18 protein-coding genes and 1 pseudogene are annotated in these 22,570 nt (G+C 73.7%); 14 read left to right on the forward strand and 5 right to left on the reverse strand.

What is annotated here, in order from left to right; all coding sequences use genetic code 11:
- The first annotated feature begins 167 nt into the window (after positions 1–167).
- The 3 genes from FHS37_RS02100 to sucB all read left to right on the forward strand — a co-directional run bounded on the left by FHS37_RS02100 (position 168) and on the right by sucB (position 5,242).
- A complete protein-coding gene (locus tag FHS37_RS02100; protein WP_184817259.1) occupies positions 168–1,709 on the forward strand; it encodes a leucyl aminopeptidase in 1,542 nt (513 codons plus the stop codon).
- Between the two features lie 246 nt (positions 1,710–1,955).
- Positions 1,956–3,344, forward strand: coding sequence for a dihydrolipoyl dehydrogenase (lpdA, locus tag FHS37_RS02105; protein WP_184817260.1), 1,389 nt, complete (start codon positions 1,956–1,958; stop codon positions 3,342–3,344).
- A gap of 62 nt (positions 3,345–3,406) precedes the next feature.
- Positions 3,407–5,242 carry a 2-oxoglutarate dehydrogenase, E2 component, dihydrolipoamide succinyltransferase gene (gene sucB / locus FHS37_RS02110; RefSeq protein WP_184817261.1) on the forward strand — a complete coding sequence of 612 codons (1,836 nt, stop codon included), beginning with the start codon at positions 3,407–3,409 and terminating at the stop codon, positions 5,240–5,242.
- 93 nt (positions 5,243–5,335) lie between these two features.
- Here sucB and FHS37_RS38775 read toward each other — a convergent pair whose 3' ends face one another.
- Positions 5,336–5,644, reverse strand: coding sequence for a hypothetical protein (locus tag FHS37_RS38775; protein ID WP_221499167.1), 309 nt, complete (start codon positions 5,642–5,644; stop codon positions 5,336–5,338).
- A 607-nt stretch (positions 5,645–6,251) separates the two neighbouring features.
- Here FHS37_RS38775 and FHS37_RS02120 point away from each other — a divergent pair.
- The 5 genes from FHS37_RS02120 to FHS37_RS02140 all read left to right on the forward strand — a co-directional run bounded on the left by FHS37_RS02120 (position 6,252) and on the right by FHS37_RS02140 (position 12,639).
- Positions 6,252–6,875, forward strand: coding sequence for a GntR family transcriptional regulator (locus FHS37_RS02120; protein ID WP_184817263.1), 624 nt, complete (start codon positions 6,252–6,254; stop codon positions 6,873–6,875).
- Between the two features lie 27 nt (positions 6,876–6,902).
- The gene (locus tag FHS37_RS02125; RefSeq protein ID WP_184817264.1) at positions 6,903–7,931 is read left to right on the forward strand and encodes an ABC-2 transporter permease; all 1,029 of its coding nucleotides are present in this window, start codon (positions 6,903–6,905) and stop codon (positions 7,929–7,931) included.
- 270 nt (positions 7,932–8,201) lie between these two features.
- Complete coding sequence (aceE, locus tag FHS37_RS02130) at positions 8,202–10,904, forward strand: pyruvate dehydrogenase (acetyl-transferring), homodimeric type (protein WP_184817265.1); 2,703 nt, start codon at positions 8,202–8,204, stop codon at positions 10,902–10,904.
- Positions 10,905–10,964: 60 nt separating this feature from the next.
- Positions 10,965–11,939, forward strand: coding sequence for a helix-turn-helix transcriptional regulator (locus tag FHS37_RS02135; protein WP_184817266.1), 975 nt, complete (start codon positions 10,965–10,967; stop codon positions 11,937–11,939).
- Between the two features lie 181 nt (positions 11,940–12,120).
- Entirely contained in the window at positions 12,121–12,639 is a 519-nt protein-coding gene (locus FHS37_RS02140; protein WP_184817692.1) for a DUF4240 domain-containing protein, read from the forward strand.
- A gap of 20 nt (positions 12,640–12,659) precedes the next feature.
- Here FHS37_RS02140 and FHS37_RS02145 read toward each other — a convergent pair whose 3' ends face one another.
- Complete coding sequence (locus FHS37_RS02145) at positions 12,660–12,863, reverse strand: hypothetical protein (protein WP_184817267.1); 204 nt, start codon at positions 12,861–12,863, stop codon at positions 12,660–12,662.
- Complete coding sequence (locus tag FHS37_RS02150; protein WP_229889728.1) at positions 12,860–13,684, reverse strand: peptidoglycan recognition protein family protein; 825 nt, start codon at positions 13,682–13,684, stop codon at positions 12,860–12,862. Before FHS37_RS02150 ends, FHS37_RS02145 begins: the two co-directional genes overlap by 4 nt.
- A gap of 288 nt (positions 13,685–13,972) precedes the next feature.
- Between FHS37_RS02150 and FHS37_RS02155 the strand changes: the two genes are divergently transcribed.
- Positions 13,973–15,157: a MarP family serine protease gene (locus tag FHS37_RS02155; RefSeq protein ID WP_184817269.1), complete on the forward strand. Its 1,185-nt coding sequence runs from the start codon at positions 13,973–13,975 to the stop codon at positions 15,155–15,157.
- 26 nt (positions 15,158–15,183) lie between these two features.
- Here FHS37_RS02155 and FHS37_RS02160 read toward each other — a convergent pair.
- A pseudogene (locus FHS37_RS02160) lies at positions 15,184–15,617 on the reverse strand (GNAT family N-acetyltransferase); the annotation flags it as partial.
- Positions 15,618–15,736: 119 nt separating this feature from the next.
- Between FHS37_RS02160 and FHS37_RS02165 the strand changes: the two are divergent.
- Together FHS37_RS02165 and FHS37_RS02170 are read left to right on the forward strand one after the other, a co-directional pair.
- Positions 15,737–16,639: a TIGR01777 family oxidoreductase gene (locus FHS37_RS02165; RefSeq protein ID WP_184817270.1), complete on the forward strand. Its 903-nt coding sequence runs from the start codon at positions 15,737–15,739 to the stop codon at positions 16,637–16,639.
- Positions 16,640–16,862: 223 nt separating this feature from the next.
- On the forward strand, positions 16,863–18,257 hold the full coding sequence (locus FHS37_RS02170; protein WP_184817271.1) for an NAD(P)/FAD-dependent oxidoreductase: 1,395 nt from the start codon (positions 16,863–16,865) through the stop codon (positions 18,255–18,257).
- A gap of 120 nt (positions 18,258–18,377) precedes the next feature.
- Here the strand turns inward: FHS37_RS02170 and FHS37_RS02175 are convergent, their stop codons facing one another.
- Positions 18,378–19,841, reverse strand: coding sequence for an NsdA family TPR-like regulatory protein (locus FHS37_RS02175; RefSeq protein ID WP_184817272.1), 1,464 nt, complete (start codon positions 19,839–19,841; stop codon positions 18,378–18,380).
- 287 nt (positions 19,842–20,128) lie between these two features.
- Here FHS37_RS02175 and lipB point away from each other — a divergent pair, with 287 nt between their 5' ends.
- The 3 genes from lipB to FHS37_RS02190 all read left to right on the forward strand — a co-directional run bounded on the left by lipB (position 20,129) and on the right by FHS37_RS02190 (position 22,480).
- On the forward strand, positions 20,129–20,926 hold the full coding sequence (gene lipB / locus FHS37_RS02180) for a lipoyl(octanoyl) transferase LipB (RefSeq protein ID WP_184817273.1): 798 nt from the start codon (positions 20,129–20,131) through the stop codon (positions 20,924–20,926).
- Positions 20,927–21,030: 104 nt separating this feature from the next.
- Positions 21,031–21,996 carry a lipoyl synthase gene (lipA, locus tag FHS37_RS02185; RefSeq protein WP_184817274.1) on the forward strand — a complete coding sequence of 322 codons (966 nt, stop codon included), beginning with the start codon at positions 21,031–21,033 and terminating at the stop codon, positions 21,994–21,996.
- A gap of 268 nt (positions 21,997–22,264) precedes the next feature.
- A complete protein-coding gene (locus tag FHS37_RS02190) occupies positions 22,265–22,480 on the forward strand; it encodes an SCO2195 family GlnR-regulated protein (protein WP_184817275.1) in 216 nt (71 codons plus the stop codon).
- Positions 22,481–22,570: the final 90 nt, after the last annotated feature.

The raw sequence follows: 22,570 nt of genomic DNA on the forward strand, positions 1-22,570 counted from the left end.
ATGAGCGCACGCACGTACGCGCGTAGTCTCGTCCCGAGGGTCCGCCGCACCGGGGAACGCCCCGCCGAGACCGCACCCGCACGCCGCCGCTAGGGTCGGCTGCCGGGCCGGTCGACCCACACCGTTCGGCCACAGCAACTTCACATCGGAAGCGAGAATTCACCACCGTGACTGCTCTCACTCTCAGCACCGCCGCGGCGCCCGGCCTGCGGGTCGACGCGATCGTGATCGGTGTCGCCAAGAGCTCTGCGTCAAAGGCCTCGGGCCCGGTCGTCGCACCGGGCGCCGAGGCCCTGGACCAGGCGTACGACGGCAGGCTCGCCGCCGTCCTGGAGACTCTCGGCGCGTCCGGTGCCGAGGGCGAGGTGACGAAGCTCCCCGCGCCGGCCGGCTTCAAGACGCCGCTCGTGGTGGCGGTGGGACTGGGCGCCGAGCCCGAGAAGGACGCCGCCTACGACGCCGAGGCCCTGCGCAAGGCCGCCGGCGTGGCCGCCCGCGCCCTCGCCGGGTCCAAGAAGGCCGCGTTCGCCCTGCCGTTGACGGACGCCGCCGACGCCGGCGCGGTCGCCGAGGGCGTGCTGCTCGGCGCCTACTCCTTCGACGCCTACAAGGGCAACGGCAACGGCGCCAAGGACGAGAAGAACGGCAAGGCGCCGCTGGCCGAGGCCGCGCTGCTCGGCGGCAAGCCCCGCGACAAGGCGTACAAGGCCGCGATCGAGCGGGCCACCGCCGTCTGCGAGGAACTGAACCGCGCCCGCGACCTGATCAACATGCCGCCGAACGACCTCGACCCCGAGGCGTTCGCGGGGATCGCGCAGGCCGCCGCCAAGGAGCACGGCATCAAGGTGCAGGTGCTCGACGAGAAGGCCCTGACCAAGGGCGGCTACGGCGGCATCCTCGGCGTCGGCTCCGGCTCGGCGTCGGGCCCCCGCCTGGTGAAGCTGTCGTACACCTCGTCCAAGGCGAAGAAGCACCTCGCCTTCGTCGGCAAGGGCATCACCTACGACTCGGGCGGCATCTCGCTGAAGCCGGCCGGCCACAACGAGACGATGAAGTGCGACATGAGCGGTGCCGCCGCCGTGTTCGCCGCGGTCGTCGCCGCCGCCCGCCTCGGCCTGGAGGTCAACGTCACCGGCTGGCTGGCGCTGGCCGAGAACATGCCCTCCGGTTCCGCCACCCGTCCGGGCGACGTGCTGCGCATGTACAGCGGCAAGACCGTGGAGGTGCTCAACACCGACGCCGAGGGCCGTCTCGTCCTCGCCGACGCGCTGTGGGCCGCCTCCCAGGAGAAGCCGGACGCGATCGTGGACGTCGCGACCCTGACCGGCGCGATGATGCTGGCGCTGGGCAGCCGCACGTTCGGGGTCATGGCGAACGACGACGCGTTCCGCACCGCGGTGCACGAGGCCGCCGAGCAGGTCGGCGAGCCGTCGTGGCCGATGCCGCTGCCGGAGCACCTGCGCAAGGGGATGGACTCGGCCACGGCCGACATCGCCAACATGGGCGAGCGGATGGGCGGCGGGCTGGTCGCCGGCCTGTTCCTGCGCGAGTTCGTCGGCGAGGGCATCACCTGGGCGCACCTGGACATCGCCGGTCCGGCCTTCAACGAGGGCGGGCCCTTCGGGTACACGCCCAAGGGCGGCACGGGGTCGGCGGTGCGGACGCTGGTCCGCCTCGCGGAGCTGGCCTCGGCCGACGAGCTGGGCTGAGCCCCCGATGACGGGGCCGCGCCCGCGGGCAGGGCGAGGCCCCGTCATCGCCCACGGCCGCGTTCCCGGCCGGACGTGGGGTGTCTCACACCCCGGCCCCGCGTCTCGTCCGGTCTCGACAAGTGCGAAGATGGGGCTCGGCAGGACAGGGCCCCCACCGAAGGGCCGAAGGCAACAAGCGGCCGCACACCAGCCGCCGACCGGTCACTGGAGACCGGCGTGGCGCACATGCATGGAGGACGTGACGTGGCGAACGACGCCAGCACCGTTTTCGACCTAGTGATCCTCGGCGGCGGCAGCGGTGGTTACGCCGCGGCCCTGCGCGGGGCACAGCTGGGCCTGGACGTCGCCCTGATCGAGAAGGACAAGGTCGGCGGCACCTGCCTGCACCGGGGATGCATCCCCACCAAGGCCCTGCTGCACGCGGGCGAGATCGCCGACCAGGCCCGCGAGAGCGAGCAGTTCGGCGTGAAGGCCAGCTTCGAGGGCATCGACGTCCCCGCCGTCCACAAGTACAAGGACGACGTCATCTCCGGGCTCTACAAGGGCCTGCAGGGTCTGATCGCCTCCCGCAAGGTGACCTACATCGAGGGTGAGGGCCGGCTGTCCTCCCCGACCTCCGTCGACGTCAACGGCCAGCGGATCCAGGGCCGCCACGTCCTGCTGGCGACCGGCTCCGTGCCGAAGTCGCTGCCGGGCCTGGAGATCGACGGCAACCGCATCATCTCCTCCGACCACGCCCTCGTCCTGGACCGCGTGCCGAAGTCCGCGATCGTCCTGGGCGGCGGTGTCATCGGCGTCGAGTTCGCCTCCGCGTGGAAGTCCTTCGGCACGGACGTCACGATCATCGAGGGCATGAAGCACCTCGTCCCGGTCGAGGACGAGAACTCCTCCAAGCTGCTGGAGCGCGCCTTCCGCAAGCGCGGCATCAAGTTCAACCTGGGCACCTTCTTCCAGAAGGCCGAGTACACCCAGGACGGCGTGAAGGTCACCCTGGCGGACGGCAAGGAGTTCGAGGCCGAGGTCCTGCTCGTCGCCGTCGGCCGCGGCCCGGTCTCCCAGGGCCTGGGCTACGAGGAGGCCGGGGTCGCCATGGACCGCGGCTACGTCCTGGTCGACGAGTACATGCGCACCAACGTCCCGACCGTCTCCGCCGTCGGTGACCTGGTCCCGACCCTCCAGCTCGCGCACGTCGGCTTCGCCGAGGGCATCCTGGTGGCGGAGCGTCTGGCCGGTCTGAAGGTCGTCCCGATCGACTACGACGGTGTCCCGCGGGTGACGTACTGCCACCCGGAGGTCGCCTCCGTCGGCATCACCGAGGCCAAGGCCAAGGAGATCTACGGCGCGGACAAGGTCGTCGCCCTGAAGTACAACCTGGCGGGCAACGGCAGGAGCAAGATCCTGAAGACCGCGGGCGAGATCAAGCTCGTCCAGGTCAAGGACGGTGCCGTCGTCGGCGTCCACATGGTCGGCGACCGCATGGGCGAGCAGGTCGGCGAGGCCCAGCTGATCTACAACTGGGAGGCGCTGCCGGCCGAGGTGGCCCAGCTCATCCACGCCCACCCGACGCAGAACGAGGCGCTCGGCGAGGCGCACCTGGCCCTGGCCGGCAAGCCCCTGCACTCCCACGACTGACACCTTCGGTCACCGGGCGCGACGACACAGACTTCCGCACTTTTAAAGGAGCAACCGAAACCATGGCGGTTTCCGTAACCCTTCCGGCGCTCGGCGAGAGCGTCACCGAGGGCACTGTCACCCGCTGGCTGAAGGCCGAGGGCGAGCGCGTCGAGGCCGACGAGCCGCTGCTCGAGGTCTCCACCGACAAGGTCGACACCGAGATCCCGGCCCCCGCCTCCGGCGTGCTGTCCTCCATCAAGGTCGCCGAGGACGAGACGGTCGAGGTCGGCGCCGAGCTGGCCCTGATCGACGACGGCTCCGGCGCGCCCGCGGCCGCCCCGGCCCCGGCCGCCGAGCAGGCCGCACCGCCGGCTCCCGAGCCCCAGCCGCAGGCCCAGCCGTCCACCGAGCAGGCCGCCCCCGCCCCGGCGCCCACCGCCGAGGCCGCGGCCGGCGGCGGCGGCGCCCAGGGCACGGACGTGGTCCTGCCCGCGCTGGGCGAGTCCGTCACCGAGGGCACCGTCACCCGCTGGCTGAAGTCGGTCGGCGACACCGTCGAGGCCGACGAGCCGCTGCTGGAGGTGTCGACGGACAAGGTCGACACCGAGATCCCCGCCCCCGCCTCCGGCACCCTGCTGGAGATCGTGGTCGGCGAGGACGAGACCGCCGAGGTCGGCGCCAAGCTCGCCGTCATCGGCGAGGCCGGTGCCGCTCCGGCCGCCGCCCCGGCCCCGGCCGCCCCCGAGGCCCCGGCGCAGCCCGCGCCCGCCCCGGCTGCCGCTCCGGCCGCCCCGGCCGCTCCGGCTCCGGCCCCGCAGCAGGCCGCCCCGGCCGCCCCGGCCCCGGCGCCCGCCCCGGCCCCGGCCCCGGCGCCTGCTCCGGCCGCCCCGGCTCCGGCCCCGCAGCAGGCCGCCCCGGCTCCGGCTCCGGCGCCCGCCCCGGCTGCCGCTCCGGCCGCTCCGGCCGCCGCCCAGCCGACGGACGAGGGCGCCTACGTGACCCCGCTGGTGCGCAAGCTCGCCGCCGAGAACGGCGTCGACCTGTCCACCGTCAAGGGCACCGGCGTCGGCGGCCGCATCCGCAAGCAGGACGTCCTCACCGCCGCCGAGGCCGCGAAGGCCGCGGCCGCCGCGCCGGCTCCGGCCGCCGCCGCCCCGGCCGCCGCGAAGAAGGCCCCCGTCCTGGAGGCCTCCCCGCTGCGCGGCCAGACCGTGAAGATGCCGCGGATCCGCAAGGTCATCGGCGACAACATGGTCAAGGCCCTGCACGAGCAGGCCCAGCTGTCCTCGGTGGTCGAGGTCGACGTCACCCGCCTGATGAAGCTGCGCGCCCGGGCCAAGGACGCGTTCGCGGCGCGCGAGGGCGTCAAGCTCTCCCCGATGCCGTTCTTCGTCAAGGCCGCGGCCCAGGCGCTGAAGGCCCACCCGGTCATCAACGCCAAGATCAACGAGGCCGAGGGGACCATCACCTACTTCGACACCGAGAACATCGGTATCGCGGTGGACTCCGAGAAGGGCCTGATGACCCCGGTCATCAAGAACGCCGGCGGTCTCAACATCGCCGGCATCGCCAAGGCCACGGCGGAGCTGGCGGGCAAGGTCCGCGGCAACAAGATCACTCCGGACGAGCTGTCCGGTGCGACCTTCACCATCTCCAACACCGGTTCGCGCGGCGCGCTGTTCGACACGATCATCGTGCCCCCGGGCCAGGTCGCGATCCTCGGCATCGGCGCCACGGTCAAGCGCCCGGCCGTCATCGAGACCGAGGAGGGCACGGTCATCGGCGTCCGCGACATGACCTACCTGACCCTCTCCTACGACCACCGCCTGGTGGACGGCGCCGACGCGGCCCGTTACCTGACGGCGGTCAAGGCGATCCTGGAGGCGGGCGAGTTCGAGGTCGAGCTCGGCCTGTAAGCGCCTTCGACGCACACGCCGGTGCCCCCACCCGGAGTCTCCGGGTGGGGGCACCGGCGTGCGGGGGCGCGGGACCCTGCCGGCCGGCGGGGGTCACGCCGGCGGCTGCGGGGTGACCGCCGTCCACGGGGACGCGCACACGAGCTGGTTCCCGGGGACGCTGCAGAACGTCTCGACCACCGCGCCGGTGGTGGTGATCACCTGGACGTTCAGCGTGTTCCCCTGCTCGCTCACCGTGACGGTGCAGCCGTTCGTCGGGGCGTTCTGGTTGTCCGACAGGTTCGACCACGTGTAGGCGCCCGGGTTCGGCTGCAGGCTCCGCGTGCCGACCGAGATCTCCCGGTCGGGGTCGACGACGCCGGTGTACTGCTGCGAGCCGCGGTTGTAGCTGTCGATGCTCACGCACGGACCGGCGGGTCCGGCCGGTCCCCGGGGACCTTCGGGCCCTTGCGGCCCGGCAGGACCTTCGGGCCCTTCGGGGCCTCGCGGTCCGGCGGGGCCCCGGGGACCCTGCGGGCCTTGGGGTCCGGGAGGCCCGGGCGGGCCGGGAGGCCCAGGGGGGCCCTGTTCGCCCTTGCAGAGGCGGTGCTGGCCGTGGTCGCACTTGCCGGGGTCGGGGCCGTCCCAGCCGAGGCCGGGGGCCGCCGCGACCCCGGCCGGCGAGACGCCGACCAGTGCGGTGGCGAGGAGCATCGCGCCACCCAGGTGAAGACCGTGGCGTCGGGCGAAGGCCCGGGGGCGCAGGGGTCCGCGCCGTTCGACTCGCATCATCGTCGCTCGTGTCCCGTCTGGCTCAAGGGAAATTGCACGATCATCTTCGGCACGGGCGATCCACTGGGAGCGCACAACACGCAGCACGTGGTCAGAAAATCACACAAATGCACGCGTCCGGCGCAGAGAGGACGGTGTGTAAGTCTCGTCTCACCTGCGCGAAAGCGCCCCCGAGCGCCCCTCGAGCACGGCGGACCGGCCTTATTGTCTAAGCGTCAAACGCCCCTAAGGAGCCCTCATGACCGCGCCCGTCGTCCATTCGCTGCGCGAACAGATCCGCGAGCACATCCTCGAGGGGATCATCAGCGGACGCTGGCAGCCGGGCGAGCGGATCGTGGAGCGGCGGATCGCGACCGAGCTGGAGGTCAGCCAGACACCGGTGCGGGAGGCGCTGCGCGAGCTGGAGTCGCTGCGGCTGATCGAGTCGGCGCCGAACAAGGGCGTGCGGGTGCGGAACCTGACGGCCGCGGACCTGGAGGAGAGCTACCCGGTCCGGGCCGGCCTGGAGGCGATCGCGGCGGAGCTGGCGGCGGGACGGCTGGCGGAGGACTGCTCGGCGTTGGAGCCGCACGTCGCCGCCCTGTACGAGGCCGACCGGATGGCCGACGGCACGGGCCAGGTGCGGCACACGGTCGCCTTCCACCGCGAACTGGTCCGCGCGGCCGGCAACTCGGTGCTGCTGCACACCTGGGAGGGCCTGGGCATCGAGGTCTTCACCGCGCTGTCCATCCGCTGGCTGGGCACGGTCCAGCAGTCGTACGCCGAGGAGCACGAGGAACTGGTCGCCGCGTTCCGCCGCCGGGACCCGCGCATCGCCGAGATCGTGAAGGCCCACGTCCTGGGTTGCGCCCCCCGCGCCTGAACCGCCGCATGACCTAGTCTGACCGGCATGCCCGAAATGCCGCAGTGGTGGACGCGCTTCAAGGAGTCGCCGTTCCTGCCGGCGACGGTACTGCTGTTGATCCTCGGTGCGGCCGCGGGCCTGTTCGCCTGGTCGTACACGTACGCCATGGCGAATCCGACACCGCGCTCCATCCCCGCGGCGGTGGTCGGCCCGTACCAGCAGGCGCGCGGCCAGGCCTTCCTGGACGGCCTGGAGAAGGCGCTGAACGCCTCGGTGAGGGTGCACCCCTACGACGGTCCCGCCGAGGCCCGCCGCGCGGTCGAGGAGCAGGAGGTCTTCGGCGTCTTCGAGGTGCGCGACGACGGCCGGGCCGTCACCCTCGACGTCTCGGGCGCGTCCGGCGCGTCCGTGGCCGAGGTGCTCTCCCGGGCGGCGCTGGACGTCGGCGAGGAGACCGGGGTGTCGGTCACCGTCCGGGACGTCAAGCCCCTGCAGCCGGGCGATCCGCGCGGGCTCGCGCTCTTCTACGTCTCCCTGGCGGCCGTGATCATCGGTTTCGTCGGGGCGATCCAGCTGAGCGTGCACGCGCGGGCGCTCAACCCCTGGGAGCGGATCGCGTTCACGGCGGCGTACGCGCTGCTGGGCGGGTTCGCGATCGCCGCGGCGGTGGACTGGCTGCTCGGGACGCTGGACCTGCCGTTCGTGGAGTCGTGGCTGATCCTGGCGCTGACGATGTTCACCAGCGGCATGGTCTTCACCATGTTCAACACGCTGATCGGCCGCTGGGCGATGCTGCCGACCTGGGGCCTGATGGTGCTGGTGGGCAACCCGTCCTCGGGCGGGGCGGTGTCCTGGCCGCTGCTGCCCTCCGTGCTGGGCGCGATCGGCCGCTGGCTGCCGCCGGGCGCCTCGGTGAACGCCCAGCACACGGCGGTGTACTTCCCCGGGCACCAGCACGCCTTCCCGTTCCTGGTGCTGTCCGGCTGGTCGCTGCTGTCCTGCGGGGTGTTCCTGAACTGGTCGCACCGCCATCCCGGCGGCCGGGAGAAGCGGCCCGTGTCCGCGGACGAGTGAGCGGGGCACCACTCAAACGCACCGCTCAGACGCGCCGCGACCTGCGAAAACACACGAAAAACGCGTCACCCGGTGCCACTTTCGAAGGCACCGGGTGCCTACTTCCTCGTCATCAAGAGATTTTGCCCCTCAACCCTTTGATCGATCATCGATCAGGGGGTTACAGTCGCCAGCGGGCTTCCACCATGAGCCCAGCCCTGTCCTGCCAAAGACCAAGGGCACCCCCGAACCCTTATGAGGGAACCCCCTTCGACTGAGGAAGGCGGCGACATGACCGACCCCAACGCCATCCAGCCGAGCGAGCTCGACCAGCTCCCGGACCGCGACCCCGAGGAGACCGCCGAGTGGCAGGCCTCCCTGGACGCCGTCACCAAGGCGGCCGGGCCGCACCGTGCCGCGTACCTGATGCGCCGCACGCTGGAGCGCGCCGAGGGCGCCGGCATCGCGCTGCCGAAGCTCCTCGAGACCGACTACGTCAACACCATCCCCACCGCCGCCGAGCCCGCCGTGGACGGCGACGAGGCGATGGAGGCCCGGATCACCGCGTGGAACCGCTGGAACGCGGCCGCGATGGTGACCCGCGGCAGCAAGTACGGCGTCGGCGGCCACATCGCCACCTTCGCCTCCGCGGCCTGGCTGTACGAGACCGGCTTCAACCACTTCTTCCGCGGCAAGGAGGGTGACGGCTCCGGCGACCAGCTCTACATCCAGGGCCACGCCTCCCCCGGCATCTACGCCCGCGCCTTCCTCGACGGCCGGATCAACGAGCAGCACCTGGACAACTTCCGCCGCGAGGCCGGCGGCAACGGCCTGCCGTCGTACCCGCACCCGCGCCGCCTGCCCTGGCTGTGGGAGTTCCCGACGGTGTCGATGGGCCTCGGCCCGATCTCCGCGATCTACCAGGCGCGCTTCAACCGCTACCTGACCAGCCGCGGCATCAAGGACGTCTCCGACTCCCACGTCTGGGCGTTCCTCGGCGACGGCGAGATGGACGAGCCCGAGTCGACGACCGCGCTCACCCTCGCCTCCCGCGAGCAGCTGGACAACCTGACCTTCGTCATCAACTGCAACCTGCAGCGCCTGGACGGCCCGGTCCGCGCCAACTTCAAGATCGTGCAGGAGCTGGAGGCCCAGTTCCGCGGCGCCGGCTGGAACGTGATCAAGACCCTGTGGGGCACCGCCTGGGACGAGCTGTTCCGGCTCGACACCACCGGCGCGCTGGTACGCCGGCTGCGCGAGGTACCGGACGCGCAGGTGCAGACGTACCAGACGCGCGACGCCGCCTACATCCGCGAGGACTTCTTCGGCAAGGACCCGGCGCTCGTCGAGATGGCGAAGCTGCTGAGCGACGACAAGATCCTCGAGTGCTTCCACCTCTCCCGCGGCGGCCACGAGTCCCGCAAGGTCTACGCCGCGTACAAGGCCGCGCTCGCCCACAAGGGCGCGCCGACCGTGATCCTGGCGCAGACCGTCAAGGGCCACACCCTCGGTGAGGGCTTCGCCTCGAAGAACGCCAACCACCAGATGAAGAAGCTGACGGTGGACGAGTTCAAGGCGATGCGCGACCGGCTGGAGCTGCCGATCTCGGACTCCCAGTTCGTCGACGGCCAGGTCCCCTACGGCCACCCGGGCGCCGACTCCCCCGAGGTCCGCTACCTCCAGGAGCGCCGCGCCGCCCTCGGCGGTCCGGCCCCGGCCCGCCGCGTGCACCCGGTCGCGCCGCTGCCCCAGCCCGCCGACAAGGCGTTCGCCGCCTTCGACAAGGGCTCCGGCTCGCAGAACGTGGCCACCACCATGGCGTTCGTCCGCCTGGTCAAGGACCTGGTCCGCGACAAGGAGACCGGCAGGCGCTGGGTGCCGATCGTGCCCGACGAGGCGCGCACCTTCGGCATGGAGAGCCTCTTCCCGTCCCTCGGCATCTACTCGCCGATGGGCCAGACGTACGAGCCGGTCGACCGCGACCAGCTCATGTACTACAAGGAAGCCAAGAACGGCCAGATCTTCAACGAGGGGATCACCGAGGCCGGCGCCATGGCCGAGTTCATCGCCGCCTCGACGTCGTACGCGACGCACGGCGAGACGATGATCCCGTTCTACATCTACTACTCGATGTTCGGCTGGCAGCGCACCGGCGACCAGATGTGGCAGCTCGGCGACCAGCTCGGCCGCGGCTTCCTGGTCGGCGCCACGGCCGGTCGCACGACGCTGACGGGCGAGGGCCTGCAGCACGCCGACGGCCACTCGCCGGTCATCGCGGCGACCAACCCGGCGGCGCTGACGTACGACCCGGCGTTCGCCTACGAGATCGGCGTCATCGTCAAGGAGGGTCTGCGCCGGATGTTCGGCGAGGCCAAGCCGGGCGAGGACCAGAACGTCTTCTACTACCTGACGGTCTACAACGAGCCGCTGCCGCAGCCCGCCAAGCCGTCGGCCGCCGACGTCGACGAGGGCATCGTCAAGGGCCTGTACCGCTTCAACACGGCGGAGTCCGCGGGCCTGACCCCGGCGGCGAACGCCCCGCGGATCCAGCTGCTCGGCTCCGGCACGGCGATCCACTGGGCGCTGCGGGCGCAGCGGATGCTCGCCGAGGAGTGGGGCGTGGCCGCCGACGTCTGGTCCGCCACCTCGTGGACCGAGCTGCGCCGGGACGCCATGGAGGCGGACGAGGCGCTGCTGCGCGGCGAGGAGCGGGTGCCGTTCGTCCGGCAGGCGCTCCAGGGCGCCGAGGGCCCGGTGCTGGCGGTCTCCGACTACATGCGCCAGGTCCCGGACCAGATCGCGCAGTGGGTCGAGCAGGACTACACGTCGCTGGGCGCCGACGGCTTCGGCCTGTCGGACACCCGTGAGGCGGCCCGCCGCCACTTCGGCGTCGACGCCGAGTCCATCGTCGTCGCGGCCCTGGCCCAGCTCGCCCGGCGCGGCGAGGTCCAGGCGACGGCCGTGAAGGAGGCGCGCGAGCGCTACGGCCTGTAGGGACCGGTCGATGCCCAGGAGGCCCCCGCCGCGGCGGGGGCCTCCTGCATGATGGGGCCCATGCGTGCTGCCCGACTGATCAAGATGGTGCTGCTGCTGCAGTCCCGGCCCTCCATGACCGCCGCCGAACTGGCGCGGGAGCTGGAGGTGTCGGAGCGGACGGTCACCCGGGACGCGCAGGCCCTGTCGGAGGCCGGGGTGCCGGTGTACGCGGACCGGGGCCGCATCGGGGGGTACCGGCTGGTCGGCGGGTACCGGACGCGGTTGACGGGGCTGGCGCGCAGCGAGGCGGAGGCGCTGTTCCTGTCCGGGGTGCCGGGGGCGCTGCGCGAGATGGGGCTGGAGGACGCGGCCTCGGCGGCCCGGCTGAAGGTGTCGGCGGCGCTGCTGCCGTCCCTGCGGGACGCGTCGCGGACGGCGGCGCAGCGGTTCCACCTGGACGCGCCGAACTGGTTCCGCGAGCCGGAGACGCCCGCGCTGCTGCCGGCCGTCGCGGACGCGGTGTGGGACGACCGGCGGATCACCACGCGCTACCGGCGCGGGGAGGGCGAGGTCGTACGGGAGCTGGAGCCGTACGGGCTCGTGCTCAAGGCGGGCGTCTGGTACCTGTGCGCGCGGGTGGCCGGGGACGGGGCCTTCCGGGTGTACCGGATCGACCGGTTCACGGCGGTGGACGCGGGCGAGGAGCGCTTCGCGCGCGACGAGGGGTTCGAGCTGCCCGCGTTCTGGGAGGAGCGGGCCGAGCAGTTCGCGCGCTCGATCCTGCGGGCCGAGGTCGTGGTGCGGCTGTCGCCGGAGGGGGTGCGCCTGCTGCCGCACGCCGTGGGCGCGCTGTCCGCCGGGGAGGCGCTGGCCGGGGCGGACGGGCCGGACGCGGACGGGTGGGTGACGCTGACCCTGCCGGTGGAGTCCGAGGAGGTCGCCCGCACGCAGCTGACGGCACTGGGGGCGGAGGTGGAGGTGCTGGCGCCGGCGGGTCTGCGGGAGCGGTTCGCGGCGGAGGCCGCGCGGCTGGCGGAGCTGTACGGGCGGTGAGGCGGACTGCCCCGCGCGCCCGGGTTTCTTCGCCCCCACCGCCCCTTCCCGACCCCGGGGGCTTCGCCCCGGGCCCCTTCTGCGCCCACGCGGCGGAGCCGCGCGTCGACACGGCCCCGCACCCCTTTCCCCCCGCACTCCGGGTGCGTCCCCGGGCCCCAGGGCCGATGCTTGACGCGTGATGGACGAGACGGAGTTCTGGGAGCTGGTGGACACCGCCAGGGAGGACGCCGGGGGCGACCCGGAGGAGCAGGCCGACCTGCTCGTGGAGCGGCTCGCGCGGAAGGACCCGGAGTCGGTCCTGGACTTCGCCCGTCACTTCGAGTCCCGCTACCACCGCGCCTACCACTGGGACCTGTGGGGCGCCGCCTGGGTGCTGCTGGACGGGGCGAGCGACGACGCCTTCGACTTCTTCCGGTGCTGGCTGATCGGCCAGGGCCGCGAGGTCTTCGAGGGCGCCCTGCACGACCCGGACGCGCTCGCCGCCCTGCTGGACGACTTCGACGAGGAGGTCGACGGCGACGGCGAGGACCTCGGCTACGCGGCGGACGAGGCGTACGAGCGGCTCACCGGCGCGGTGGCCCCCGACCTGGACCTGCCCCCGGCGCCCGCGGAACCCGAGGGCGCCCCGCTCGACTTCGAGAACGAGGCCCTGCTCGCCGAACGCTATCCCCGGCTCTGGGAGCGTTTCCGGGGGTGAACCCGCCCGGCCGGGTCCGCTCAGTGGGCCGGGCCGCGGCCCCGGGGCAGCACCCGGTGCAGCGGTGCCGCATTCGCCCGGACGAGGGTGGACTCGGTGTGGGCCGCCGGGCCCAGGACGACGGCCGCGGCGGCGCACAGGGCCGTCCAGGAACCGCGCACGGCGTCCGCCCAGACGCTTCTCCGGTCCCGGCGGCACGGGCCGCCGTCGCCGTCCGCGCTCACCGGTCCCGCCTCCGGTCGGCCGCCGCGCCGGACGGCGGGACGGCCGCCCCCTCGATCCCGGCGGTCCGGCCGGGCTCCCGGGGCGCGTCCCGGCCCTGGAGGCGGGCCGCGAGTTCCCGGATGTCCGGCAGGCGGGCGTACAGGGCGGCGCCCGGACAGCTGGTCATGTAGCCGTCGCTGTGGCCCGCGACGGCGGGCAGCACGGCGGTGGTGCCCGCCGCGTACCGGCTGCCGCCGTTGCTGGAGACCAGCCGGACGTCGCCGCGCGGGTCGGTGCCGGACGTACCGAGCTTCCAGGCGGTCAGCGCGGCGATCGAGCGCAGCATCTCGGGCGGCACGAAGACGCCCTCGGTGAAGGTGCCGAGCGCGGCGATGCCCGTGGTGCGGTGGTTGAAGCCCTGGGCGTGGGCGCCGGTGACGGGACGGTCGGCGCCGCCCGCGCGGCCCTCGTAGACGGTGCCGCAGCGGTCGACGACGAAGTTGTAGCCGAGGTCGTCCCAGTCGCGGCCGAGGGTCTGGCCCTGGTACAGGCCCCGGATGATGCCGGGCGCGTCGGCGCAGTCGTAGTCGTTGGGCGAGTCGGTGTGGTGGACGAAGACGGCGACGACCTCGTCGTCGTAGCGCGGGGGCGGCTGTTCGCGGGCGGCGTCGCCGAGCCAGACCGAGCGCGGCACGATGGCCGGCCGGGGCGCGGAGCGGGTGGGCGGCGTGGTGCGCGCGGCGGCGGTGCCGGCGGTGGACTCGGCGGCCTTCTCGACGCCGTGGGCGCACAGCACCAGGGCGACGGCGGCGGCGAGGCCCGGCAGACAGCCGAGCGGCACCACGACGGCTCTGGGCAGGCCCGCGGTGCGGGGGCTGCCTCCGGGTATCCGGCGGGGACGGCGCTTCCGCGCCCCCCGCGTTCTTCTGGGGACACGCATGATCCCACTGTGGGTCCGGTCCGTTCCGTCCGCGATATGTGGTGTGCCACCCGGTGGAACCATCGTCCGGGTGCGCGGCGTTCTCCCGGGTACACGCGTGCGTGGCCGCTTTCCCGCGGCCGTCCGGGCGCGGGGCTGATCACCGGGCCCCTCCCCCACGTACAGGGGTCCGAGAGAAAGGCGGCGTGCGTGGACCTGCTCGACATCCTGCTGTTGCTGGTCGTCCTGGCCTACGCGGCGTCCGGTTACCGGCGCGGACTGCTGGCGGGCTGCGTGTCGCTGGCCGGTTTCGTGGGCGGTGCGGTCGTCGGCGTGTGGCTCCTGCCCTGGGTGATGGACCTGGTGACGCCGGGGACGACCCGGGCGACGGTGGCGGCCGTGTTCACGGTGCTGCTGCCGGCGGTGGCGGGCCACGAGCTGGCGGGGCGGCTGGCGCTCAGGCTGCGGGGTGAGCTGGACCGGGGGCCGCTGCGGGTGGCGGACGGGATCGGCGGGGCGGCGGCCAACTCGGTGGCCGTGCTGATCGTGGCGTGGGTGGCCGCGAGCGTGCTGGGCGCCTCCTCGTCCCCGCTGGTCACGTCGGCGATCCGGGACTCGCGGCTGCTCGGCACGGTGCAGGGGGTGATGCCGGACACCACTCCGGGGTGGTTCTCGCGGGCCACCTCGGCGCTGACGGAGGCGGGTTTCCCGCAGGTCTTCAACCCCTTCGAGAACGAGTCGGCCGCCGAGGTCGCCGAGCCCTCCGGCGACAGCGTCACGGCGGCCGCGACCCGGGCCGCCCAGCGCAGCACGGTGAAGGTGGAGGGCGTCGCGGGCACCCAGGGCCGCGAGGGCAGCGGGTTCGTGTACGCGCGCGAGCGCGTGATGACCAACGCCCACGTGGTGGCCGGCATCGACGAGCCGACCGTGCGGGTCGGCGGGGTCGGGCGGACGTACGAGGCGCGGGTGGTGCTGTTCGATCCGCGGAAGGACGTGGCCGTGCTGTACGTGCCCGAGCTGCGGGCGCCCGTCCTGCGCTTCGACGACGCCGCCGAGCGCGGCGACTCGGCGGTCGTCGCGGGCTATCCGCAGGACGGCGACCTGAACCTGCAGGCGGCCACGGTGGCGAGCCGGGTGCAGGCCAGGGGGCAGAACATCTACGGCGACCGCACGGTCACCCGCGAGATCTACTCGATCCGCTCGACCGTCCGCCCCGGCAACTCCGGCGGGCCGCTGCTGGCCACCGACGGCCGGGTGTTCGGCGTGGTGTTCGCCCGCTCCACCTCGGACGCCGGGACCGGCTACGTGCTGACGGCGGACGAGGTGGCCGGCGACGCCGAGCGCGCGGCGGACGCGACGGCGCCGGTGGACACGGGGGACCCGGTCACCTCGTAGGCGCCGGGAGGCGACGCGGCCCGGGGCAGCGACGGTCCCATCAGGACGTCGTCCACGTACGCCCCGTCGAGGTGGAACTCCTCCGGCCGCACGCCCTCCACGACGAAGCCCTCGGACGCGTACAGCGCGCGGGCGGCGGTGTTGTGGCCGAGGACGCGCAGGGTGATGCGGCGGGCGCCCCGCCGGCGGGCCTCCGCCACGGCGGCCCGCACCAGGGCCCGGCCGGCCCCCGTGCCGCGCGCCTCCCCGTCGACGACGAGGCCGTGGATCCGCCGGACGTGCGCGTTGGACGCGACCGGTGCGGCGAAGCCGAGGCGGACGTAGCCGACGGGACGGCCCCGTACTCGGCGACGAGGTGCTCGTCCGGTCCGTAGCGCTCGCGGAGGAAGGGCTCGTGCGGCTCCGGCGGCGGCGTGACCGCGAGCAGGTGGGACCGGTTCTCGCGGTCGAGGCGGGCCAGGTCCGCCTCGTCGCCGGGGCGGGCGGTGCGTACGGACGGCTCGGGCGTGCACGCGACCGTACGGCCGACGGGCGCCGCGGCGCCCGTGGTTTCCGGGCGGTCGGGGGGAGGATGGGGCCATGGAACGTTCACGGATCGCAGTGGCCGGCGCGTCCGGTCTCATCGGCGGCGCGCTGGTCCGGTCCCTGACCGCGGACGGGCACGAGGTCCGCCGTCTGGTGCGGGGCGCGCCCCGGGCGGCGGACGAGGTCCGGTGGGACCCGGAGCGGGGTTCCGTGGACGCCGCCGGGATCGCCGGGTGCGACGCCGTGGTCAACCTCGCGGGGGCCGGGGTCGGCGACCGGCGCTGGACGCCGGAGTACAAGGCGCGGATCCGCGTGAGCCGGGTGCGGGGCACGGCCGCGCTCGCCGAGGCCGTCGCGGGGCTGGACGAGGACGTACGCCCCCGGGTGTTCGTGAACGGCAGCGCGATCGGCTACTACGGCGAGACCGGCGACCGGGCGGTCGACGAGGGCGCGCCGGCCGGGGAGGGCTTCCTGCCGTCCCTGTGCGTGGCGTGGGAGGCCGCCGCGGCACCGGCGCGGGAGTCCGGCGTGCGGACGGTGTTCGCGCGGACCGGGCTGGTGGTGGCGCGCGGGGGCGGGGCGTGGGGCAGGCTCTTCCCGCTGTTCCGGGCCGGGCTGGGCGGGCGGCTGGGCGACGGGCGCCAGTACTGGTCGTTCATCGCGCTGCACGACGAGGTGGCCGCGCTGCGCCACCTCCTGGACACCGACGGGCTGTCCGGGCCGTTCAACCTGACCTCCCCGCATCCGCTGACCAACCGTGAGATCACGGAGGCGATGGCCCGCGTGCTGCGTCGGCCGGCGGTGTTCGCGGTGCCCGCGCCGGTGCTGCGGACGGTGCTCGGCGAGATGGCCGGGGACGTGCTGGGCAGCGCCCGGGTGCTGCCCACGCGCCTGCTGGAGTCGGGCTTCCGGTTCGCGTTCCCGGAGATCGAGGAGGCGGTCAGGGCCGTGCTGTGAGCGCGCACGAGCACGCACGACCGCGATGCGCACGGAACCGATCCCCCTGCGACCACATCGTGCCCATCTGACGCGTGTATGCGACCGTCGTGCGCCCGTGCTCTGCCGATGCGCGACTGACCACGACCGATCACGGCCTTAACCTCGAGCCGAACTCGGGTATCCCTGGGGCCTGTTGAGGGCATGACGTCTCCAGCGCCCGCGCAACCTCGAGGAGGGGCACGTGCTTGAGCCCACGTACCAGGCGGACGTCGTCGTCGTGGGAGCCGGGATCGCCGGACTCTCCGCGGCGCGACGACTGACCAGCGCAGGAGTCACCACCCTGGTCCTGGAGGCCGCCCACGAGGTGGGCGGCCGCATGGCGACCGAGAAGGTCGACGGCTTCCGGCTCGACAGGATCGGGCCGTTGCTGTCCACCGCATACCCCGAACTGCGGCTGACGCCGGGCCTCGGCGGACTCGTCCTGCACTCCTTCGCGCCCGGCGTCCTGCTGCACAGCGACGGACGTCACCACCGCGCGGGCGTGCAGGCCGGCGCGCGAGGCACAAGGGGCGCACTCCATGCGGTGCGCGCCTTGGCGAGCGCCCCACGGGCGGGGGCCGCGCCACGGAGGCCGGCGGCCGTACCGGGGCGTCAGGTGTCCGTGCCCCGGAACCGGACCGGCGCCCCGCTGGGCACGGCGGTGGACCAGGCGCGTCTCGGTGCCGCGTTCTCGCGGCTCGCGGGCACACCGGTCGAACGGCTGCTGGCCCGCCCGGAGGTGACCGCCGCCGAGGCGCTGACGGCCCGGGGTCTGCCCGGCCGCACCGTCGACGGTTTCCTGCGCCCGCTGCTCGCCGCCTTGCTGTGCGACCCGGACCTCACGACCTCCAGCCGGTGCGCGGATCTCGCGCTGCGCGCCTTCGCCCGCGGACGGCTGTGCGTGCCGGAGGGGGGCACCGAGTCCCTGCCGGAGCTGCTGCTGCGCGCGCTCCCGCCGGGCACGGTGCACACCGGAGTCCGGGTCACCTCCGTCTCGACGACCTCGGTGACGACCGCCGAGCACGGGGAGTTCCGCTGCCGCGCGGTGCTGATCGCGACCGGCGCGCGGGCCGCCGCGGAGCTGCTGCCCGGTCTGCGGGTGCCGGACTTCCGTCCGGTGACGGTGGTGCACCACACCACGGACACGCCCCCGGCGACCGGCGCCTCGCTGCTGCTCGACGCCGACCGGGGCGGTCCGGTGGCGCACACGGCGGCGGTCAGCCGGGTCGACCCGTCCCGCGCACCGGCCGGCCGCACGCTGGTGACGTCGACGGTCCTCGGTGCGCCCCCGGACCAGGTCGACACCGCCGTGCGCATGCACCTCGCCCGGCTCTACGGCACCTCGACCGCGCGCTGGGAGACGCTCGCCGTGCACCACACCGCCGAGGCGGTGCCCGCCATGCGCCCGCCGCACGATCCGCGCCGCCCGGTGCGGCTGCTGGCGGGCCTGTACGTGTGCGGCGACCACCGGGACACCGGCGTGGTGCAGGGGGCGTTGCACTCGGCGCACCGGGCCGCGACCGCGATCCTGGCGGACCTGGGCGCGGGCCGCCCGATGCACACGGCGGACCCCCTGTCCACGGCCAGGGCGGCGTAGCTCACGGCGCGTCCGGCGGCGGGCCGTCCGGGCCCGGGCACGGCACGGCGGCGGCCGGTTCCGTCCGCGCGTTCCCCCGGGTGGCGGGGCGGCCGAGGGGGGCGGACCGGCCCTCCCCGGTCAGCCGTAGGCCGCCACCTTGTCGCGGTAGGTCCGGACGGGGGCCGCGTCGCGGTAGGGCTCCAGCCGGCGCTCGAAGTCCCGGACGTACTCCACCGCCCGCACCGAGCGCATCTCCGCCGCCTGTCCGGCCGCCTCGGCGGCGAGCTGGCAGGCCTGGTCGAGTTCGCCGAGGCCGAGCCGGGCGGTGGCCAGCACCACCCGGCACAGCAGGCGGCTGCGGGCGTGGCCGGGGGCGCGCAGCTGCAGGGAGCGCTCCGCGTGCTGGGCGGCGGCGCGGAACTGCTGGAGGTCCCGGTGGCAGTGGCCGAACTCGTCGGCGAGCTGCGCCTCGTCGAAGCGGCGCGCCCAGTGCGGCACCTCGTCGCCGGTCCGCGCGCCCTCCAGCGCGCGCTCGGCGCGCACCAGCGCGGCGGTGCAGGCCCGCACCTCGCCGAGCACCCCGTGCCCGCGCGCCTCGGCGGCGTGCAGCAGCGCCTGGACCACGGGGGGCGCGGAGCCCCCCGCGCCCTGCTGGGCGACCCGCGCGAGCTGGACGGCCTCCCGTCCGTGGCCGAGGTAGACGGCCTGTCGGCTCATGGTGACGAGCACGTACGCGCCGTAGGCCCGGTCCCCGGCCGCCTGCGCGAGCCGGAGCGCCTGCACGAAGTAGCGCTGGGCGAGTCCGTGCGCGGCGATGTCGTACGACGTCCAGCCGGCCAGCCGGGTCAGCTCGGCGGCGGCCGCGAACAGGCGCCGGCCGGTCTGCTCGCCGTAGGTGCCGCGCAGCATCGGCTCGCACTCGTGCTCCAGGTAGCGCACGAGTGCCTGGCGGGCGTGACCGCCGCCGTAGGCGTCGTCGAGGGTGCGGAACAGCTCCCCGACCGAGCGCAGCGCCGCGATGTCGCCGTCGGTGACCCGCTGGCCGGGGCCGCGCTCGGCCGTGCCGCGCCGGCGGGTCCCGAGCTCGGACGGGCCCGGGGTGCGGGCGGACGAGCGCCCCTGGGCGGGGACACGGGCCGGCGGCTCGGCGCGGGCCACCTTCTCGTCCGCGCGGCCGATGAGCCAGTCCCGGCTGGGGACGACCAGCCCCGCGGAGGTGAAGGCGATCTTGCGCAGCTCGGCGTGGCTCCCGGAGTCCTTGCGCCACAGCCCGCTGACGATGTCGACGGCCTCCTCGGGGGTGGCGGCGAACTCCAGGCCCGCGTACACCGGGGCGCAGGCGTCCAGGCCGAGGTCCTGCGCGGTCAGGCGCCGGCCGAGGCGCCGGGTGAAGACCTCGGCGATGAGCGCCGGGGTGGTGCCCCGCGGCTGCTGTCCGCGCAGCCAGCGGGTGACGGACGTCTTGTCGTATCTCAGGTCGAGCCCGTGTTCGAGACCGAGCTGGTCCACGCGACGGGCGAGTCCCGCGTTGGAGAACCCCGCTTCTGCGATGAGCGCGGCGAGCTGTCGGTTGGGGGTGCGCTGCGCGGGTCGTTCCGTCATCTGCGGTGCGGTCTCCTGCCTTCCGGCTCACGATGTGCCCGGACTACCCGTGAGCAGCCCTTATGACCTCATGGACGGCGCGAATGTAGCGGAGAGTGAGCACCCGATCGCACACGCCGAGAGGTATTCATCCGATCGTGTGAGGATTGATCCGGAAGCTGACGGGCGGGGCCCGCCCGCCGAGCCGCCCCGGCACCCCCACGGCCGCCTCTCCCCGGCCGGTCGTACGGTCGTACAGTGGCGTGGGCGCGTTTCGCGCCTGACGACCTTCTAGGGAGGCGCTTGCCGTGAGTGAGTTGCGGTTCGTCCGGATGGGCTTCGGGGCCGAGGCCGTGGACTATCGGGTGGCCTGGGACGAGCAGCGCCGGGTGCACGCGGCGCGGTTCGCCGACGAGGTCCCCGACACCGTGATCCTCCTGGAGCACCCCCCGGTCTACACGGCCGGCCGACGCACCGAGGAGAGCGAACGCCCCCTGGACGGCACCCCGGTCATCGACGTGGACCGCGGCGGCAAGATCACCTGGCACGGTCCCGGCCAGCTGGTGGGCTACCCGATCCAGAAGCTGCCCCGCCCGGTGGACGTGGTCGCGCACGTCCGGCGCCTGGAGGAGGCACTGATCCGCACCTGTGCGGAGTTCGGCCTTCGGACCACCCGGGTCGAGGGCCGCAGCGGGGTGTGGGTCCTGGGCGACCCGGTCGAGCGGCGCCCCGCGCTCGGCGGACTCTCCCTGGACTTCGACCCCCGGCTGAACGACGAGGAGTTCGACCCCCGCCTCAACGGCCCGGAGTACGCGCCGTCCAACGCCGGGCAGCGGCGCGAGGACCGCAAGATCGCCGCGATCGGCATCCGCGTGGCCAAGGGCGTCACCATGCACGGTTTCGCGCTCAACGTGAACCCCGACAACCAGTGGTTCGACCGGATCATCCCGTGCGGCATCCGCGACGCGGGCGTCACCTCGCTGGCGCACGAGCTGGGCCGCGACGTCACCGTCGAAGAGGTGCTGCCGGTCGTGGAGCGGCACCTGCGGGACGTCCTGGAGAACGCGGAGCCGAAGCCGCGGGAGATCGAGCGGGCGACCGCCTGACCGGGCGGGAGGGCCCCGCCTCCCGGAGGTCGGCCTCGCGGCCGGGCCCGGCAAACACGGGCGTACCCTGGTGTACGCCGAAGAATCGAAGCTAGGGAGCCGACGTGTCCGCAGTCGCACCCGACGGACGCAAGTTGCTGCGCCTGGAGGTCCGCAACAGCCAGACCCCCATCGAGCGCAAGCCCGAGTGGATCAAGACCCGGGCGAAAATGGGTCCCGAGTACTCCAAGATGCAGAGCCTGGTCAAGAGCGAGGGCCTGCACACGGTCTGCCAGGAAGCCGGCTGTCCGAACATCTACGAGTGCTGGGAGGACCGCGAGGCGACCTTCCTCATCGGCGGCGACCAGTGCACCCGGCGCTGCGACTTCTGCCAGATCGACACCGGCAAGCCGGAGGCCCTCGACCGGGACGAGCCGCGCCGCGTGGGCGAGTCCGTGGTCACCATGGACCTGAACTACGCCACCATCACCGGCGTCGCCCGCGACGACCTGGAGGACGGCGGAGCCTGGCTGTACGCGGAGACCGTGCGCCAGATCCACGCCCAGACCGCCGGCCGCGAGGCGGGCCGCACCAAGGTCGAGCTGCTCGCCCCCGACTTCAACGCGGTCCCCGAGCAGCTCGAGGAGGTCTTCTCCTCCCGCCCCGAGGTCTTCGCGCACAACGTCGAGACGGTGCCGAGGATCTTCAAGCGGATCCGCCCCGGCTTCCGCTACGAGCGCTCCCTGAAGGTCATCACCGCCGCCCGGGACCACGGCCTGGTCACCAAGTCGAACCTGATCCTCGGCATGGGCGAGACCCGCGAGGAGGTCAGCGAGGCGCTGGAGCAGCTGCACGACGCCGGCTGCGAGCTGGTCACCATCACGCAGTACCTGCGCCCGTCGGTGCGCCACCACCCCGTCGAGCGCTGGGTGAAGCCGCAGGAGTTCGTGGAGCTGAAGGAGGAGGCCGAGCAGATCGGCTTCTCCGGTGTGATGTCCGGCCCGCTGGTCCGCTCCTCGTACCGGGCCGGCCGCCTCTACCAGATGGCGGTGGAGAAGCGGGGCGCGTACGTGGCGTCCCAGGCCGTCTGACGGGTCGTCAGCCACCCCGTCCCGCACCGGGCGGTGCGGCGTGTGAAGTCACACACAAGGACCTACCCGCAGGTAATGGCCGAGAGTACGCGGTCCCGACCGTCCTCGCAGATGAGGGCAGCGGTCGGGGCCGCGTCGGCGTTCCGGCCCCGCCCACCGAGCCTTCATGCCTGTTTGACCGGCCGGTCACGCCCTGGTAACACCAATCAGTGACCCTGGAATCACGCCACGTACACCCGTACCCGGAGCACCGAGGGGAATCTCCGCCATGCAGGCCGCTCCCGTCCGCGCCACCGCCATCCCGTCCTTCACCACCGCGCTGCGCGCCGTCGAGGCGCTGCTCATGAACGGCGGCCAGCGCACCGCCCGCCGCAACGCCTGGACGTCGGTGCTGGAGGACCGCCGCCGTGCCAAGGACCGGGTCGAGGCGCAGCGCGTCCTCGAGCAGACGACCCCGGTCCCGCCCCTGACCACCCGCCCCTGACCGCCCCTCCCCGACCACCCGCTCCCGGCCCCGTCCCTTCCCGCTTCCGCTCCCGCGGGCACTGCCGTCGTCGGCGCTCCCGGGGCCACG

Origin of the sequence: Streptomyces griseomycini, assembly GCF_014203535.1 — a bacterium.
In the GTDB taxonomy this organism is placed as follows: domain Bacteria; phylum Actinomycetota; class Actinomycetes; order Streptomycetales; family Streptomycetaceae; genus Streptomyces; species Streptomyces griseomycini.